Consider the following 15,092-nt stretch of genomic DNA (forward strand, 5'->3'; position numbering starts at 1 on the left):
CTAATATGTATCGTTGGCTGATCGCTTTACTCATCTTCTTAATCATCGGATTACAATATCGTTTGTGGTTTGGGGAAACCAACCTGCGCGATATTTGGGATCTGAATACGAAAATTGAGCTGCAAAAAGAGATAAATCAAGAGCTCAATCTGCGTAATAGCGAACTCAATGCAGAGGTTCAGGATTTGAAAACAGGGCTCTCCGCGCTTGAGGAGCGTGCCCGAAGCGAACTCGGGATGATAAAAGAGGGTGAAACCTTCTACCAGTTAGTCCAACCTGTTAAAGAGAAGTAACTAAGCGTGAACGCGTTACCGACCAATTTCTCCTATCTGTATGGAGAGCCTGAAGCCAAAGCACAAATACGAACCCTACCTGAAGATTTTCAGGTTGTGGAGGAACTCGGCTTTGAGCCGGAAGGGCAGGGGGAGCATGTATTTCTCTATATTCGTAAATGTGGAGAAAATACTGATTGGGTAGCGCGCCAGCTGGCCAATTTTGCCCAGGTGAGCCCTAGAGATGTCAGTTATGCTGGTAAGAAAGACCGCCATGCAGTAACCGAGCAGTGGTTCTGCGTTAAGTTTCCAATTAAACGCAATCTAAATTGGAAGCTGTTTGGAGGTGACAGCATTGAAGTGCTGAAGTCTGTCAGACACCCTCGTAAACTCAGGTTGGGGGCCTTGCAGGGGAATCGTTTTAAACTGCGGCTACGCCAGGTTGAAAATATGAAAGCGTTGCTGGCACGTGTAGCTAATGTAGCTGAAGGCGGGTGTCCTAACTATTTTGGTGAACAGCGTTTTGGGAATGATTTTGGCAACCTGAATAAGGGTATTGCGTTGCTTAGAGGGGAGATTGAAGAGCGCCAGCGTAATAAAAAAGGGCTCTATATCTCTGCGGTACGTTCCTGGTTGTTTAATCAGATATTGTCTTGTCGTATCTCGGAAGGAATCTGGGATCGTCTGCTTAATGGTGATGCGCTTATGCTAGCCGGCACCCAAAGCTGTTTTGTTGAAGAGGTGGCTACTGATGATTTGCTTGCTCGCCTAAGGCAGGGGGATATTCATTTGACCGGGCCAATGTGGGGACGAGGTGAGATGCTGCCGGTTGCTGCTGCAGAGCAGTGGGAGAGGAAGCAGCTTTCAGAATGGCAGACTATCGGTGAGCTTCTCGAGACACTTTCGCTGAAACAGGAGCGCCGTGCGCTCAGATTAAAACCAGCAAATTTTAAAGCAAAAGTTATTAATGACAGTGAATGCTGGTTGGAGTTTTCACTACCATCTGGTGCATTTGCTACCAGTGTTTTAAGAGAGGTCTGTCAGTATGGCCAACCGGAAAAGAGCGATTAAATGAAAATTTTAATTTCCAATGATGATGGTGTTTATGCTCCGGGCCTGGTTGCTCTGGCAAATGCCTTGGCTGATCTGGGTGAAATTCTGGTGGTCGCTCCAGATAGAAATCGCAGTGGCGCAAGTAACTCGTTGACGTTGGATCGTCCGCTGGAAACGTTTACTCATGAGAATGGCTTTATTAGTATTAATGGCACGCCAACAGACTGTGTTCATCTTGGCAGTTCCGGTATCTTTGGGCTGGAGCCTGATATCGTTGTGTCTGGCATAAATGCCGGACCAAACCTGGGTGACGATGTGATCTATTCGGGGACTGTTGCAGCGGCAATGGAGGGGCGGCATCTGCGTTATCCCTCACTTGCCATCTCATCGGGCAGTTTTCATCCGCAATGCTATGAATCCGCTGCATTGGTTGCAAAGGATCTGGTTCAGAATATTCATAAGCTCAATATAGCGCCACGCACGGTCCTCAATGTGAATGTTCCAGACAGCGACTATGAACAGTTTTCCGGGGTACATGTTACGCGATTAGGACATCGCAACTGTGCAGATAAGCCGATGGAAACCGAGGACCCGAGAGGGCGTGTGCGTTATTGGATTGCCGGAGCTGGAACGGCTGCAGATGCAGGCCCAGGCACCGATTTTTTTGCCTTGAATGAAGGCTGTGTATCGATCACCCCGCTGCACACTGATATGACTCAGTACCCGGGTATGGATCATGTAGGCGATTGGTTGGAGAGTAGTTTTTGAACGATCAGCAATTACGCGGAATCGGTATGACTTCGCAACGTACTCGAGATCGTCTGGTAAATCGCTTGCGTGAGCAGGGGATCAAAGATGAGAAAGTGTTGGATGTGATCCGTAAGACACCGCGTCATATTTTTATAGATGAGGCGCTTTCCCATCGGGCATATGAAGATACAGCGCTGCCTATCGGTTTTAATCAGACAATTTCTCAGCCCTTCATTGTGGCGCGAATGACGGAAAGCCTTCTTGCAGAAGGTCCTCTTAAGAGAGTGCTTGAAGTCGGAACAGGTTCTGGCTACCAAACGTCCATACTTGCACCGCTGGTAGGTGAGCTGTTTTCTGTAGAGCGTATTAAGCCTTTGCAGGATAAAGCCCGTCAGCGACTGAAAATGATTGGCTTGAGGAATGTGAATCTCAAGCATACTGATGGCGGTATGGGGTGGGCTGCAAAAGCACCATTTGACGGTATCCTGGCAGCCTGTGCTCCGGAAGAGGTGCCAGAAGAACTGAAACAGCAACTCGCTATTGGTGGGCGGTTGATCATCCCCGTTGGCGGGAGTGATAATCAGGAACTTAAGTTAGTTATTCGAGAAACAGAGACATCTTTCTCAACAGAGGTGCTGGAATGTGTAAAGTTTGTACCTTTGTTGAGTGGGACAGTAAGGTGATGGAGCGTTGATGGAATCTGGGAGATCGTTGCGTGATTATCTCGCGCTGGCAGGGAAAGGGATGATGATGGGAGCTGCGGATGCCGTGCCTGGCGTTTCAGGTGGTACGATAGCTTTCATGACGGGGATCTATGAGGAGCTTATTCACTCCCTCAAACAGTGTGGGCCTGAGGCCGTAAAAGTACTGCTGACTAAAGGTGTAGCTGCGGCATGGCAGCACATTAATGGTACATTTCTGCTGACACTGCTCTTGGGGATTCTCTTTAGTTTGCTGACAATCGCGCGGGTGGTGCTGTTTTGGTTGGCTGAATATCCTGAACTGCTGTGGTCGTTTTTCTTTGGCTTGATTGCGGCGTCTGTCTGGTCTGTATGTCGGCATATTGATCATTGGGATAGTAATCGTTTGACTGCTTTTCTTGTGGGGACGATATCTGCGTACCTGATCACTTCGATCTCTCCGACCTCTATTGAAGCTACTCCGCTATTTATTTTTCTATCAGGAATGGTGGCCATCTGCGCGATGATCCTGCCAGGTATTTCCGGAAGCTTTATCCTACTTCTACTGGGGATGTATGCACCGATCTTGATGGCTATCAAAAATATTGAACTGCTGACGTTGACGCTCTTTGCTGCCGGCTGTGTGATGGGCCTGTTAAGCTTTTCCAGAGTGCTGAGTTGGATGTTCAGCTCGTTTAAGGCAACCACCCTGGCACTATTAGGTGGTTTTATGCTGGGATCACTCAACAAGGTCTGGCCCTGGAAATATACCACTGCATATACGATCAACCGGCATGGTGATCAGGTTCCTCTGGTGCAGGAGAATATATCGCCCTTTTCTTTTGAAACGATGACCGGGCAGCCCTCTTTTTTGTTATATGCTGTGGGGTTGATGTTAGTTGGAGCCGGTTTAGTATTAATTATTGAGCAGGTGGGCCGGAGGTCCGAGGTATAGTTTAGTGAGTTTCAGAGGCGTTGCCTTAGTTGGAATTGTAGTTCTTCTGGTCGGGTGTGGGGGGAAAACCTATGCTCCGGTCAGTGACCGCTCACTATCGACCGCTTCACAACCTAGACCTGACACCTATGTGGTGCGTAAAGGCGATACCCTTTACTCAATCGCTTTCCGTTATGGGCTGGATTACCGTGCTTTAGCAGCCCAAAATGGTATCTCGCGTAGTTACAGCATCTATCCAGGCCAGCGACTTAAACTAAAATCAAACTCCCCATCAGCGAATTCTGAATCGATTGTACGGGATGCGTCTATCAAGGCGCCCTCCCCAGTGATCACCTCGAGCCGTAAATTTCAACAGGCCAAGCCTTCTATAAAAAATGATACTAATCGGACGGCAAAGCCTGTGGTAGAAAAGCCTAAACCCGCTAACCCAAAACCAGCTCCGGTCCGTAAAACCTCTGTAGTGAAGGCTGCTGGACCAATAGTATGGCAATGGCCGGCTTCAGGAAGAGTGATTGCCTCTTTTAAAACTAAAGGTAAGGTGAATAAAGGTATTAATTTGGCGGGCAGTTTGGGAAGCCCAGTCAAGGCCTCTGCGAATGGTAGAGTTGTTTATGCTGGAAATGGATTGTTAGGGTATGGGAATTTGGTGATCGTAGAGCATAGTCGGCAGTATTTAAGCGCTTACGCACATAATAGTCGAGTTTTGGTTAAAGAAAATGATATGGTTAAGTCAGGGCAGAAGATCGCCGAAATGGGGCGCAGTGGGGCTGATAGAGTCATGTTGCATTTTGAAATTCGGCGGGACGGCAAACCTATCAACCCGCTGAGGTTTCTGCCGAAAAGATAATAACAACGTATAACAATAATAAATTCAGAATGCTTGAGCAGATTTTGGTTAAGGGAACGGGTAATGGAAAATATTGATAACGACTGCAATACGGAAATGCAGGAAGTTACCTTGAAAAGCGAAGAGCTGGACAAGGAATCTGATGATGAAGTTAAAACCAAATCTTCAGATAAAAATCCTGAGTTTCTGAACAGTGGCCGAGGCCGGGGCAGTATGGCGCATAAGGATCTGATCAATGCGAAGAACCTTGATGCCACGCAGCTCTATCTGAATGAGATCGGCTTCTCTCCTCTGCTAAGTGCAGAAGAGGAGGTTTATTTCTCACGTCTTGCGCTCAAAGGTGATGAAGCTGCACGTAAACGAATGATTGAGAGTAATCTCCGTTTAGTGGTGAAGATCGCTCGTCGTTATATTAACCGTGGTCTGACGTTGCTTGATCTTATTGAAGAGGGAAACCTTGGTCTTATTCGGGCCGTTGAGAAATTTGACCCTGAGCGTGGTTTCCGATTCTCAACCTATGCTACCTGGTGGATTCGCCAGACCATAGAGCGAGCGATTATGAATCAGACCCGCACAATTCGGTTACCGATTCATGTAGTTAAAGAGCTGAATGTTTATCTAAGAGCGGCAAGGGAGCTAGCACAGAAACTTGATCATGAGCCCTCCCCGGAAGAGATCGCTGAGCTAGTGGATAAGCCAGTGGAAAATGTTGAGCGGATGCTGGGCCTAAATGAAAGGGTGAGTTCGGTTGATACTCCGATGGGTAAAGATTCGGATAAATCATTACTCGATACTATACCTGATACGGTCTCTTCGGATCCTGAAACGCTGCTTCAGACCTCTAATATTAGTGGTAATCTCGATAAGTGGCTGGATATGTTGCCTGAGAAGCATGCTGAAGTGCTTTCAAGGCGTTTCGGCCTGCGTGGTTATGAGATGAGTACGCTGGAGGACGTGGGTCGTGAAATCGGTCTTACTCGTGAGCGTGTGAGGCAGATTCAAGTTGAAGCTTTACGTAAGCTGCGTGATATAGTCGAGAAAAACGGCTTAAGTGGTGAAGACCTGCTTCAGCAATAACTGAGCGTATCGATCCCGTCGCATAAAAAAACCGCCAAGTGGCGGTTTTTTTATGGCATTCACAACCTAGAGTAAGCTTTTAAGCTGATACAGAAGATCTAGAGCCTCGCGAGGGCTAAGGTCATCTGGAGATGCTTTTCTTAACGCTTTGAGCGCTTTAGGTTCAGGAGATGCAAACATATCGTTTTGAACCGGGGATGGAGGAGTTGACATCTGGGCGCCGATGGGAACTTCCTGCTCAAGCTGTACCAGTTTTGCCTTGGCGAGTTGAATAACCTGAGGGGGGACGCCGGCTAGTTGGGCAACCTGCAGCCCATAGCTCTGACTGGCTGGTCCCTCTTTGATCTCATGTAGGAAAACTATGTGGTCATTATGTTCAACCGCTGTTAGGTGGACGTTATATACCGCGTTTACCTGTTCGGGAAGGCTTGTGAGTTCAAAATAGTGGGTAGCAAACAGGGTAAAGGATTGTGTCTCACGTGCGAGGTTATCGGCGCATGCCCAGGCTAGGGAGAGTCCGTCGAACGTACTGGTACCACGACCCACTTCATCCATAAGCACCAGGCTACGTTCTGTGGCATTGTGCATGATGTTAGCAGTCTCGGTCATCTCGACCATGAAAGTTGAGCGCCCCCCTGCAAGGTCATCAGAAGAGCCCATGCGGGTGAAAATCTTATCCACAATGCCGATCGTTGCAGCGGAGGCTGGAACGTAGCTCCCAATATGTGCAAGCAGAGTTATGAGTGCTGCTTGTCTCATATAGGTGGATTTACCGCCCATATTTGGACCTGTAATGATTAGCATTTTGCGCTCACTATCGAGGATCAGGTCATTAGCAACAAATGGATCATCTAGAACGGTTTCGACAACAGGGTGTCGGCCCCGCTGAATATTGATTTGTGGCTCTTCCGTGAGTGTCGGGGGAATATAATCGAGGGTATCAGCACGCTCAGCCAGATTGGAGAGTACGTCCAATTCAGAAATCGCGGCTGCGGAATCCTGTAGAGCTGGAAGTTCCAGAGCAAGTGTTTCCAGCAGGGCTTCATATAGTGCTTTCTCCCTGGCAAGAGCTCTGCTCTTGGCGGAAAGCGCTTTATCTTCAAACTCTTTAAGCTCAGGGGTGATGTAACGTTCAGCATTTTTGAGAGTTTGACGTCGAATGTATTCGGCGGGTAGGTCTGCGTTCTGTGCCTTTCCAATTTCAATAAAGTAGCCGTGAACGCGATTATAGCCAACCTTTAGGGTGGCTATACCCGTACGTTGTCGTTCGCGGTTTTCCAGTTCTATCAGATAGGCACCGGCATTCTCGCTGATACCGCGCAGCTCATCGAGTTCATCATCATAGCCTTCCGCAATGACCCCCCCGTCGCGAATGACGACCGGTGGATTGTCGATGATGGCACGGCAAAGCGTGGCAGACAGTTCAGGGAACTCAGAGATCTGAGTGGCAAGTTCGGCCACCAGAGGAGCGTCAGTCTCAGAAATCTGTTGCTGTATGTCAGGTAAGGTCTGTAACGCATTCTTGAGGCGTTCTAGATCCCTTGGGCGAGCTGATCTGAGTGCTATACGGGCCAGTATGCGCTCACTGTCACCGATAGATTTTAGTGATGTTTGTATCCCTTCGAAACGATAGCAGTCCTGCAACCAATGAATGGATGCCTGGCGTGCGAGGAGCGTGGGTCTGTTCTGAAGAGGTCTGTGGAGCCATCGGCGAAGTAAGCGGCTGCCCATAGGAGTGCGACATTTGTCAATGACTTTGGCTAGGGTGTTATCAAAACCCCCGGAGAGGTTTTGATCAATTTCAAGATTTTTGCGAGTGGCAGCATCTAATGCTACGCAGTCATTATGCTGTTCAATCTGAATTCTGCGAATATGAGGCAGGGCAGTGCGCTGGGTATCTTTGGCATATTGCAGTAAGCAACCAGCTGCAGTGATCGCAATACTTAGGTGGTCACAACCAAAGCCAGCGAGGTCTTTTACCTTGAACTGCTGACGGAGAAGGTCTTGAGCCGTGTCTTCCTCAAAGTGCCAAGGTGCCTGTGGTCGAAGTCCCTTACGATTCTGCAGAATATTAGCCAGTTGGGAATCTTCGTTATACAGAGTTTCTGATGGGCGAAGGCGTTCCAGCTCGCTGATAAGAGCATCTTGGCAATCAACCTCCATCAGACTGAATCGGCCTGATGCAATATCGACAATGGCAAAACCAAAGTGATCGCCGTGTTGATTAAGTGCAACCAGTAAGTTGTCGCGATTTTCATCCAGCAATGCTTCATCACTGACTGTACCAGGTGTGATGATGCGTGCTACAGCTCTTTCAACAGGGCCTTTGCTGGTAGCCGGGTCCCCAATCTGTTCACAGATAACAACGGATTCGCCCGCCCGTACGATCTTGCCAACGTAATTTTCTGCTGCGTGGTAGGGGATGCCTGCCATGGGGATCGGCTCACCCGCTGATTTTCCACGTGCTGTCAGTGAAATATCCAGCAGCTCGGCTGCCTTTTTTGCATCATCATAGAAAAGCTCATAAAAATCACCCATCCGGTAAAACACGAGTTGGTCTGGATGTTGCGCTTTAATCCGCAGATATTGCTGCATCATTGGAGTGTGACCAGAGGTGTTTTGTTTAGACATAGGTAATCAGTACTTAAGCGATGGTTGATTGAAACAACTGTATTCCAGTAATGAGATCAGGCATTGTACGGTAAATAATGAGAGTTACATAGGTCGTCGAAATGGAGTCGATTAGTCATAAAAATCTGGAATCAATATCTCGTTTGCTCATAAACAATAATAAGGTCTTAGGAACAGCGGAATCGTGTACTGGGGGATGGATCGCACAAGCACTGACCTCTCTCGCTGGGAGCTCTGCTTGGTTTGAGTGTGGCTTCGTTACCTACAGTAATGCATCAAAAAAAAGGATGTTGGGCGTTAACGAGGCGACGCTGAGGGATTGTGGAGCGGTTTCCGAAGAGGTGGTGATTGAGATGGCTGAAGGAGTTATTCAGGCATCTGATGCATCGATCAGTGTTGCAACCAGCGGGATAGCAGGCCCTGGGGGTGGTAGTGATGAGAAACCGGTGGGGACTGTATGGATCGCGTGGGCAGAACGGGATAAAGCGTCACGGGCTGAAAAGTTTTTATTTAATGGCGATCGTGAAGCTGTGAGAAAACAAGCGGTTAGCGCAGCGATTGAGGGAATTTTGCAGAACTTATCCAGTTGAGGGTTGCAATCAAGAAATCTTGTGAAATAATACTGTCCATACATACAGTATTTTCCGCCACAATATAAATTAATGGTACAGGGTTGAAGATGGACGCGAATCGTAAAAAAGCACTTGATGCAGCGTTAAGTCAGATTGAGCGACAGTTTGGTAAAGGCGCAGTGATGCGTATGGGGGATCAGCCTCGTGAAGCAATTCCATCTGTATCGACGGGTTCATTAGGCTTGGATATCGCTTTGGGTATAGGCGGTTTGCCCTATGGACGTATCGTGGAAATTTATGGTCCGGAATCTTCTGGTAAAACAACATTGACACTACAGGTAGTTGCTGAAGCCCAGAAGCAGGGTAAAACCTGTGCATTTGTCGATGCGGAGCATGCACTCGATCCTATCTACGCAGAGAAGCTTGGAGTTGATGTTGATGGCCTGTTAGTTTCTCAGCCGGATACAGGTGAGCAGGCTCTTGAGATCACCGATATGCTAGTCCGTTCTGGTGCAGTTGATGTCATTATTGTTGACTCAGTGGCCGCATTGACACCAAAAGCTGAGATCGAAGGTGATATGGGCGATGCCCATGTTGGTCTGCAGGCTCGTTTGATGTCACAAGCGTTACGAAAACTGACAGGTAATGTCAAGAATTCTAATTGTCTATTGGTATTTATCAATCAGATCCGTATGAAAATAGGGGTTATGTTTGGTAATCCAGAAACTACTACCGGCGGTAATGCTCTTAAATTCTACTCATCTGTCCGTTTGGATATTCGCCGTACGGGCGCGGTTAAGCAGGGGGATGAAGTTGTCGGTAATGAGACCCGAGTGAAGGTCGTTAAGAACAAAGTTTCACCACCGTTTAGACAGGCTGAGTTCCAGATTATGTATGGTCAGGGTATCTACCATATGGGTGAAGTGATTGATCTGGGTGTTAAAGAGGGATTGGTTGATAAATCCGGTGCCTGGTATGCCTATAATGGGGATAAGATTGGGCAGGGTAAAGCGAATGCGGCTAAGTATCTGGAAGAGAACCCGCAGATCGCTAATGAGATTGAAACGGAGTTGAGAAACCGACTGTTATCAACACCTGCAGACAAGGCTGTTGCGGAAGAAGAGTCTGAGAACCTTGACCTGATCTGATGGTTGTTAAGAAATTTAAAAGCCTCCGGTAGCGATATCGGGGGCTTTTTTGTATCTGGAATATGATGATGAGTAAACGTGACGTTACAGAGCGAGATATCTGGCATAAAGCGATAGATCTATTAGCACGGAGAGAATATTCACAAGGAGAATTATCACAAAAATTAAGGCTGATGGCTGATGATGAACTTGTCGACGGGGTATTAAGCAAACTTGAAGAGGAGGGCTATCAGTCAGATCGACGATTCACAGAGAGTTTTATTCGCATGCGTGTCGGGCAGGGGCATGGGCTAATCCGGGTTAAATTCGATCTCAATAGGAAAGGGATTAGTAATACGCTCTTGAGCGAAATTTTGGAAGAGATGGATCTGGATTGGTATGCACAGGCAAAAGAGTTATATGCACGTAAATACTCTTCACCCTTGGAAAGGGGGGACTTTAAAGCAAAAGCAAAACGGATTCGTTTCATGGGGCAGCGTGGCTACTCAATGGATGAGATTAAATATGCGATGGAGCAGGAGGGAGAGGAATGAGCCCTTATACAAGAGTATAGCTCTGGCTAAATAAAGGTGTATCTGACGTCCATTCAAAAATATTCGAACAATTTTCGCACACGATATATAATGTTGCGCCCCAAATTGCGGTGATTTATGTGGCAGTTCGATAGTTAAGTCGGGTTGCTATTTTACCAGAATGGATACGCATACGGTTCATATAATGAAATACATGACAAGTGCTGAAATTCGCCAGGCTTTTTTAGATTACTTTAAACAGCAGGGCCACGAAATAGTAGCAAGTAGTTCACTGATTCCAGCGAACGATCCGACATTGATGTTTACCAATGCCGGCATGGTTCAGTTTAAGGATGTTTTCCTGGGTACGGATAAGCGTAACTATACACGAGCCACAAGTTCGCAGCGTTGTGTTCGTGCTGGTGGTAAGCATAATGACCTGGAAAATGTTGGTTATACAGCACGTCATCACACATTTTTTGAGATGCTGGGCAACTTCAGCTTCGGGGATTATTTCAAGCAGGATGCGATCAATTTTGCCTGGACATTTTTAACTGAGGTTCTGGGCCTGCCAAAGGATCGTTTGTGGGTAACAGTGCATCATTCTGATGATGAAGCAGAGCGTATCTGGAAAGAGGAAATTGGTGTAGATCCAGAACGTTTCTCGAAATTGGATGAAGATAATTTCTGGTCTATGGGTGACACAGGTCCCTGTGGTCCATGTACTGAGATCTTTTTTGATCATGGGGAGGAAGTTTGGGGTGGACCTCCGGGCAGCCCTGAAGAAGATGGCGATCGTTATATCGAGATCTGGAATGTTGTATTTATGCAATACAACCGTAGCGCAGATGGAGAGATGACGCCTCTGCCTAAGCCATCTGTTGATACAGGTATGGGGCTTGAACGTATCGCTGCGGTGATGCAAAACGTTCACTCTAATTATGAAATTGATATGTTCCAGAATCTGCTGAAAGCGACGGCAGAAGCCGTAGGAACAGCTGATCTTGATAACAAATCCCTTCGCGTAATTGCTGACCATATCCGTTCCTGTTCTTTTCTGATTGTGGATGGGGTGCTGCCTTCAAATGAAGGTGCAGGATATGTATTGCGCAGAATTATTCGCCGTGCAGTGCGCCATGGGAACAAGCTGGGTGCACAGGGTGCTTTCTTCAATCAGTTGGTTTCAGCACTCGTTAAAGAGATGGGAGAGGCTTATCCAGAGCTTTCAGAGAAGCAGTCTCAGGTAGAGAAAGTGCTGCTGAAAGAGGAAGAGCAATTCGCTAAGACGCTTGATCACGGTATGCGTCTGTTGCACGAAGCTATCGAAAGTTTGCAGGGCACAGTCATCCCAGGTGAGACCGTATTCAAGCTATACGATACCTATGGTTTCCCGCATGACTTAACTGCGGATGTTGCTCGTGAGCATGAGCTAACGATCGATGAAGATGGTTTCGAGCGGGAGATGGAAGCTCAGCGTGAGCGAGCACGTGCCGCCGGTAAGTTTAATGTCGATTATAATGATGCAATCAAGTTGGAAGGCGAAACCAGTTTCACCGGGTATGAGTTATTGGAAAGTGACGCATCCACTGTAGTTGCTCTGTTTAAAGAGGGTGAAGCGGTAAACGCGCTGCAAGCAGGTGAGTCTGGTCTGGTTGTTCTTGATGAAACCCCATTTTATGCAGAGTCCGGTGGTCAGGTTGGTGATACCGGTACGTTGAATGCATCAGGTACGATCTTTGCCGTAAATAACTGTACTAAAGAGGGTAAAAATAACCTTCATCAGGGTCATTTAGAAAAAGGTGCCCTGAGAGTTGGTGAGAAAGTGGCTCCACAGGTGGATGCGCAGCGCCGTAAAGCGATTGCACTCAACCATTCCGCAACTCATCTGCTACACGAAGCATTGCGTGTTGTGCTGGGTGAACATGTTCAACAGAAAGGCTCCCTAAATGATGATCAGCGTCTGCGCTTTGACTTCTCCCACTTCGAAGCGATGACACCGGAGCAGATCTTAGCAGTTGAAAGTATGGTCAATCAGCAGATTCGCAACAATACTGAAGTGGTTACGGAGATCATGGATATTGATGCGGCTAAAGCAAAAGGTGCAGCAGCGCTCTTTGGCGAAAAGTATGATGACGTAGTGCGTGTCCTTTCGATGGGTGGCGATTTCTCTGTTGAGTTGTGTGGTGGTACTCATGCAAAAAGAACAGGTGATATTGGACTTCTGAAAATTACGTCAGAAGGTGGTGTGGCTGCAGGTATCCGTCGTGTTGAAGCGGTTACAGGCGCAGGGGCATTGGAGTATTTTGCTGAGCAAAAAGAGATGCTAGTGCAGAAATTCCAGGATCAACAAGCTAAAACGCGCCAGTTAGAGAAAGAGCTCGAACAGATGAAGGCGAAGCTGGCTTCAGCAAAAGGAGCCGATCTGCTGAGCAGCGCGGTTGAGGTCAATGGCGTAAAAGTTCTGGCCGCAAAACTGGAAGGCGTTGAGGCTAAAGCACTGCGTGATACGATTGATCAGCTGAAGAATAAGCTCGGCAGTGGTGTTGTGGTTCTGGCGACGGTAGCGGATGATAAAATCGCTCTGGCAGCTGGGGTCACAAAAGATCTGACAGGCTGCGTGCGTGCTGGTGACCTGATAAAAGATCTTACAGCGAAACTGGGCGGTAAAGGTGGTGGTCGGCCTGATTTCGCACAGGGTGGTGGTACTGACCTGAATGCGTTGCCTGCTGCACTTGAAAGCGTGCCTGAGCTAGTTAAAGCCGCAGTTTAGACTGTAAAGGGAGCAGTTATGGCGCTTTACGTACAAAAATACGGTGGTACCTCTGTTGGGACAGTCGATCGTATAGAAGCGGTTGCGGATAAGGTGCAGAGATTTAAACAGCAAGGGCATGATATTGTTGTTGTAGTCTCTGCCATGAGTGGTGAAACTAACCGTCTTATCGGACTTGCGAAGGGGATTCAGGATAAGCCTAATGCTCGTGAGATGGATGTGCTCGTATCGACGGGTGAGCAGGTCACTATTGCTCTGCTATGTATGGCATTAGATAAGCGTGGTCTCTCAGCCCGGTCGTATACAGGTAGTCAGATCAAAATTTTGACTGATAGCGCACATACCAAAGCTCGGATTCAGGATATTGAAGTGACAGCTATGCAGGCAGACCTTCAAGCTGGGCGGGTTGTGGTGGTAGCTGGTTTTCAGGGTGTTGATGCTGAAGGGAATATCACCACGCTTGGACGGGGTGGTTCCGATACGACCGGTGTGGCTCTGGCAGCCGCCTTAAAAGCTGATGAGTGCCAAATCTATACTGATGTTGATGGCGTATATACAACGGATCCCCGAGTTGTACAGGAAGCCCGTAGATTGGAACGCATTACTTTTGAAGAGATGCTGGAGATGGCCAGTCTTGGATCAAAAGTTTTGCAGATCCGAGCGGTAGAGTTTGCGGGTAAATATAAGGTTCCCCTGCGTGTGCTGTCGAGTTTTGAGGATGGTCCGGGAACCCTGATTACCATTGAGGATGATTCAGCTGTGGAAAAACCTGTTATTTCTGGTATCGCTTTCAATCGCGATGAAGCTAAACTGACCGTGATGGGAGTGCCGGATGTTCCGGGTGTTGCTTCCAGAATATTAGGTCCTGTTAGTCGTGCAAATATTGAAGTTGATGTTATTGTGCAGAATGTTGCTGCAGATAATACAACGGATTTTACCTTTACCGTCCATCGGAATGATTACGAAGCGACTGAGCAGGTGCTGTCTCAGGTTGCTGAAGAGCTTGGGGCGCGTGAAGTTATTGGCGATAATAAAATCGCTAAAGTATCAATCGTGGGCGTAGGGATGCGTTCACATGCAGGTGTGGCGAGCAAAATGTTTGACGCACTCGCCGATGAAAATATTAATATTCAGATGATATCTACATCCGAGATTAAAGTCTCAGTTGTGATCGCTGAAAAATATCTCGAGTTGGCTGTGCGTGCTTTGCATTCTGCGTTTGACATGGATGTAAATGATTCAGTTAGTGAATAATTGAACTTACAATCAAAAGCTAGTCTATATTTAGGGTGGCTATAGTTATATAGGCAGCGTTCTGGCAAGGATTTGGATGAATGCCAGTATGTATAGTATCTGTGAGTCTTTACAGATAGCCTGGGAAGTACAAAGGAGATTCTACATCATGTTAATTCTTACTCGTCGCGTCGGCGAAACTCTTATGGTCGGTGATGATGTCACTGTGACAGTTCTTGGTGTTAAAGGTAACCAGGTTCGCATCGGTGTGAATGCACCCAAAGATGTATCTGTGCATCGTGAAGAAATCTATCAACGAATTCAGCGCGAAAAAGCGGAAGAAGGGAATAAAGAGTAATTTTTGAAATCTTTTCTTTCTTTTTGAAAATCAGTTATGTATAGTACGCGCCGTTGTTAGGTGAGCTGGCCGAGTGGCTGAAGGCGCGCCCCTGCTAAGGGCGTATAGGTTTACCCCTATCGAGGGTTCGAATCCCTCGCTCACCGCCATTTTGATGTGCGCCCGTAGCTCAGCTGGATAGAGTACCTGGCTACGAACCAGGCGGTCAGAGGTTCGAATCCTCTCGGGCGCGCC

The 15,092-nt window shown here is 47.5% G+C and carries 14 protein-coding genes and 2 tRNA genes; 15 read left to right on the forward strand and 1 reads right to left on the reverse strand.

Features of this window, described 5'->3' with window-relative positions; all coding sequences use genetic code 11:
• Window positions 1-5 precede the first annotated feature (5 nt).
• The 7 genes from ftsB (at window position 6) to rpoS (ending at window position 5,634) form a co-directional block, all read left to right on the forward strand.
• The gene (ftsB, locus tag Q0882_RS14600) at window positions 6-293 is read left to right on the forward strand and encodes a cell division protein FtsB (RefSeq protein WP_299183112.1); all 288 of its coding nucleotides are present in this window, start codon (window positions 6-8) and stop codon (window positions 291-293) included.
• Window positions 294-299: 6 nt separating this feature from the next.
• The gene (gene truD, locus Q0882_RS14605) at window positions 300-1,343 is read left to right on the forward strand and encodes a tRNA pseudouridine(13) synthase TruD (protein ID WP_299183115.1); all 1,044 of its coding nucleotides are present in this window, start codon (window positions 300-302) and stop codon (window positions 1,341-1,343) included.
• Entirely contained in the window at window positions 1,344-2,093 is a 750-nt protein-coding gene (gene surE / locus Q0882_RS14610; RefSeq protein ID WP_299183117.1) for a 5'/3'-nucleotidase SurE, read from the forward strand.
• A 26-nt stretch (window positions 2,094-2,119) separates the two neighbouring features.
• Window positions 2,120-2,758, forward strand: a complete 639-nt coding sequence (locus Q0882_RS14615) for a protein-L-isoaspartate(D-aspartate) O-methyltransferase (RefSeq protein WP_299183154.1) — start codon at window positions 2,120-2,122, stop codon at window positions 2,756-2,758.
• Window positions 2,759-2,768: 10 nt separating this feature from the next.
• On the forward strand, window positions 2,769-3,710 hold the full coding sequence (locus Q0882_RS14620) for a DUF368 domain-containing protein (RefSeq protein ID WP_299183120.1): 942 nt from the start codon (window positions 2,769-2,771) through the stop codon (window positions 3,708-3,710).
• A gap of 4 nt (window positions 3,711-3,714) precedes the next feature.
• Complete coding sequence (locus Q0882_RS14625; RefSeq protein WP_299183123.1) at window positions 3,715-4,557, forward strand: peptidoglycan DD-metalloendopeptidase family protein; 843 nt, start codon at window positions 3,715-3,717, stop codon at window positions 4,555-4,557.
• A gap of 63 nt (window positions 4,558-4,620) precedes the next feature.
• A complete protein-coding gene (gene rpoS / locus Q0882_RS14630) occupies window positions 4,621-5,634 on the forward strand; it encodes an RNA polymerase sigma factor RpoS (protein ID WP_299183126.1) in 1,014 nt (337 codons plus the stop codon).
• A gap of 66 nt (window positions 5,635-5,700) precedes the next feature.
• Here rpoS and mutS read toward each other — a convergent pair whose 3' ends face one another.
• The gene (gene mutS, locus Q0882_RS14635) at window positions 5,701-8,265 is read right to left on the reverse strand and encodes a DNA mismatch repair protein MutS (protein ID WP_299183129.1); all 2,565 of its coding nucleotides are present in this window, start codon (window positions 8,263-8,265) and stop codon (window positions 5,701-5,703) included.
• 101 nt (window positions 8,266-8,366) lie between these two features.
• On the opposite strand from mutS, the gene Q0882_RS14640 reads away from it, so the two are divergent.
• The 8 genes from Q0882_RS14640 (at window position 8,367) to Q0882_RS14675 (ending at window position 15,090) form a co-directional block, all read left to right on the forward strand.
• A complete protein-coding gene (locus Q0882_RS14640; protein WP_299183132.1) occupies window positions 8,367-8,855 on the forward strand; it encodes a CinA family protein in 489 nt (162 codons plus the stop codon).
• An 89-nt stretch (window positions 8,856-8,944) separates the two neighbouring features.
• Window positions 8,945-9,985, forward strand: coding sequence for a recombinase RecA (gene recA / locus Q0882_RS14645; protein WP_299183135.1), 1,041 nt, complete (start codon window positions 8,945-8,947; stop codon window positions 9,983-9,985).
• A gap of 68 nt (window positions 9,986-10,053) precedes the next feature.
• Window positions 10,054-10,518 (forward strand): regulatory protein RecX, encoded by a 465-nt coding sequence (locus tag Q0882_RS14650; RefSeq protein ID WP_299183138.1) that lies wholly within the window; start codon window positions 10,054-10,056, stop codon window positions 10,516-10,518.
• Between the two features lie 193 nt (window positions 10,519-10,711).
• Entirely contained in the window at window positions 10,712-13,267 is a 2,556-nt protein-coding gene (alaS, locus tag Q0882_RS14655) for an alanine--tRNA ligase (RefSeq protein WP_299183156.1), read from the forward strand.
• Between the two features lie 18 nt (window positions 13,268-13,285).
• Window positions 13,286-14,521, forward strand: a complete 1,236-nt coding sequence (locus Q0882_RS14660; protein WP_299183142.1) for an aspartate kinase — start codon at window positions 13,286-13,288, stop codon at window positions 14,519-14,521.
• A gap of 148 nt (window positions 14,522-14,669) precedes the next feature.
• Window positions 14,670-14,858 carry a carbon storage regulator CsrA gene (gene csrA / locus Q0882_RS14665; protein WP_299183145.1) on the forward strand — a complete coding sequence of 63 codons (189 nt, stop codon included), beginning with the start codon at window positions 14,670-14,672 and terminating at the stop codon, window positions 14,856-14,858.
• 59 nt (window positions 14,859-14,917) lie between these two features.
• A tRNA-Ser gene (locus Q0882_RS14670) sits at window positions 14,918-15,007 on the forward strand.
• A gap of 9 nt (window positions 15,008-15,016) precedes the next feature.
• A tRNA-Arg gene (locus Q0882_RS14675) sits at window positions 15,017-15,090 on the forward strand.
• Window positions 15,091-15,092 lie beyond the last annotated feature (2 nt).

Origin of the sequence: uncultured Neptuniibacter sp., from assembly GCF_947498015.1 — a bacterium.
GTDB lineage: Bacteria > Pseudomonadota > Gammaproteobacteria > Pseudomonadales > Balneatricaceae > Neptuniibacter.

What these genes read in the sequence shown, in the direction of transcription:
- ftsB (WP_299183112.1), top strand. Translation starts at nt 6, where the DNA reads ATGTATCGTTGGCTGATCGCTTTACTCATCTTCTTAATCATCGGATTA.
- surE (WP_299183117.1), top strand. Translation starts at nt 1,344, where the DNA reads ATGAAAATTTTAATTTCCAATGATGATGGTGTTTATGCTCCGGGCCTG.
- Q0882_RS14615 (WP_299183154.1), top strand. Translation starts at nt 2,120, where the DNA reads ATGACTTCGCAACGTACTCGAGATCGTCTGGTAAATCGCTTGCGTGAG.
- Q0882_RS14620 (WP_299183120.1), top strand. Translation starts at nt 2,769, where the DNA reads ATGGAATCTGGGAGATCGTTGCGTGATTATCTCGCGCTGGCAGGGAAA.
- rpoS (WP_299183126.1), top strand. Translation starts at nt 4,621, where the DNA reads ATGGAAAATATTGATAACGACTGCAATACGGAAATGCAGGAAGTTACC.
- mutS (WP_299183129.1), bottom strand. Translation starts at nt 8,265, where the DNA reads ATGTCTAAACAAAACACCTCTGGTCACACTCCAATGATGCAGCAATAT.
- Q0882_RS14640 (WP_299183132.1), top strand. Translation starts at nt 8,367, where the DNA reads ATGGAGTCGATTAGTCATAAAAATCTGGAATCAATATCTCGTTTGCTC.
- recA (WP_299183135.1), top strand. Translation starts at nt 8,945, where the DNA reads ATGGACGCGAATCGTAAAAAAGCACTTGATGCAGCGTTAAGTCAGATT.
- Q0882_RS14650 (WP_299183138.1), top strand. Translation starts at nt 10,054, where the DNA reads ATGAGTAAACGTGACGTTACAGAGCGAGATATCTGGCATAAAGCGATA.
- alaS (WP_299183156.1), top strand. Translation starts at nt 10,712, where the DNA reads ATGACAAGTGCTGAAATTCGCCAGGCTTTTTTAGATTACTTTAAACAG.
- Q0882_RS14660 (WP_299183142.1), top strand. Translation starts at nt 13,286, where the DNA reads ATGGCGCTTTACGTACAAAAATACGGTGGTACCTCTGTTGGGACAGTC.
- csrA (WP_299183145.1), top strand. Translation starts at nt 14,670, where the DNA reads ATGTTAATTCTTACTCGTCGCGTCGGCGAAACTCTTATGGTCGGTGAT.